This is a genomic window from Chamaesiphon sp. OTE_75_metabat_556 (assembly GCF_031378165.1).
Classification (GTDB): domain Bacteria; phylum Cyanobacteriota; class Cyanobacteriia; order Cyanobacteriales; family Chamaesiphonaceae; genus Chamaesiphon.
Genome location: NZ_JANNDR010000051.1, coordinates 1 through 2,113, shown reverse-complemented (window position 1 = coordinate 2,113; position 2,113 = coordinate 1). Strand labels below are relative to the sequence as shown.

Annotated in this window: 1 protein-coding gene; it reads right to left on the bottom strand. The window is 44.7% G+C overall.

Translation table 11 applies throughout. The features are described 5' to 3' along the window. Positions 1 to 2,094: polyketide synthase dehydratase domain-containing protein (locus RMO27_RS02610; RefSeq protein WP_309728783.1), on the bottom strand; the 2,094-nt coding region annotated here is incomplete at its 3' end. Between the last annotated feature and the right edge of the window lie 19 nt (positions 2,095 to 2,113).

Sequence of the window (2,113 nt, the reverse complement as noted above, 5' to 3'; positions counted from 1 at the left end):
TGAGCTGATTTGTGACGGCTGAGGCACGACAAACTCGGCTCTGGTGGTGATAAAGCTACTGAAAGCATCAGTTAACATCGTTGCCATTACTTCATCGCCTACCTGCAAGTGAGCAACTCCTGCGCCAACAGCGACAATCGTGCCAGCACACTCAAAGCCAAAAGTGAGTTGCTCGGCACTGGCGATGCCCATGTGTTCGGCATAATAATCTTTAAGCACCCCTAACGTATTGAGAACATCGCGGAAATTTAAGCCTACCGCACGCACTTGAATTTCTACTTCTTGCCCACCAGGAGGACGACTTTGCAGCGGTTGGAGGCTGAGATTGTCTAACATCCCATAGGCTGACAGCTTCAACTGGAAGGGTTGGCGAGGTATTGGCAATTTCCCCATCAGTGTGGGAATTTCTTGGTGTCTGACTAATCGGGCAAGATGGCGCACCCCTTGGCGATAAGCAATGCGATCTTCCACATCGGAAGACAACAATTCTGGTAATAGTACTGACATTGCTGGGGCAACTGTGACGTTAGGATCTAAATCTATTCGTCGGCATTGCAATTGTGGCTGTTCCAAAGCAATTACCCCACCCAATCCCCATAACGGTGCTTGTTGAAATTGGGTGGGAAGGGATTCATTCCCCACAGACTGGGTACCTTGAGTCACTAGCCATAGTTGCGGAATTGCTAGATTTTGACTTGCTCCTAAAGCTTGAATGAGGTGAAGGACGCTAGCACAACCTAATTCTTGAGCTGTTTGGAGTTCCTGCGCCGATTGTGGTGGTGCGAGTGTTTCTGACAAACTCCACAGGTGCACGATGCCGCATAATGGCGGTTGATGCTCTAAACTTTCTGTTAATAGACGCAGGAAGTCACTACCATCGATCGGATCAACTTGATAATGTTGGGGTGCTAGCTGCTGATAATCCGCGCCTGGTGTGACCAAAATCGGCTGCTGACCCTGTTGATTTAAGGATTCCACTAAATCCTGTCCGATTTCTGTAGACGGGGCAAATAGCAGCCAGCTACCTGGATTAGTTGGCTGAATTAACTGGATGTGAGGTGTCGCAGCTTGTGGTTGCCAATGAACTTGATATAACCAATTATCGATGTCTGGTTCGATCGTTTTTACAAGAGCTTGGGGAGAAGTGCGGAATAGGGTTAAACCTTCTATTTCTGCTACGACTAGTCCCTGCTCGTTCAATAACCGAATTTCCCCTGTCAATGTTTGTGGATGAGCTGTTGGTTTACCAATCTCTACTTCAGTCCAAAGCTGATGAGGCACAGTACGATAAAACTTGAGCCGTTCGATCGCGATTGGTAAGTAGATATCTCGATTTTCAGTTAGATCTAAGGCTGCTGCTAATACCTGGAAACTCGCATCCAACAACACGGGATGGAGTTGATATTTGGTTGATTCTGTTACTAATATTTCTGGCAACTGAATTTGACCTAGAGCTTTTTCACCATTGCGCCACAGTTGTCGAACGGCTTGGAAACTCGAACCATAGTCGATACCTCTATCTTTAAAATCTTGGTAAAAGTCTTGCGGCGATATCTGCTGAGTATAATTAGCTTTTAGGGTTGCTAAATCCGTTGTCTCTGGTTGAGTATCTTTATCGCCTGCTAGTAATTTTCCGCGTACATGGAGCGTCCATTGTGGTGATGAACTTTGCTCGTCTAGATCCAAGCTAAAAATTTGGAAGCTATATGTTAGATCTGTTTGAGGAGTTAAAATGACCTGAACAGTAACGATCTCATCTGATAAAATCAGTGCTTGTTGGAGCGCAACATCTTCTAAGATTAAACTTGCTGAGTTGAATAAAGTTGCTCCTGCTGCTAAAACTATTTCTAGATAGCCTGCGGCTGGAAAAATAGGTTGAGAAAAAACATAATGATCTTTTAAATAAGTTGGTCGATCTGCACTGAGTATGCACTCAAACCGAATTTGGTTTTCTAATCCTGCTAAATGTAATCGACGATCGATTAGAGGATGCAGTGATTCATAAGTTGACGACAGTTGTTTTCGATCGACTGGGCGATCATTTTTCTCTTCTTCAATCCAATATCTTTCTCTTTGAAATGGATAAGTAGGCAAAACTAATTTGCGACGGGGA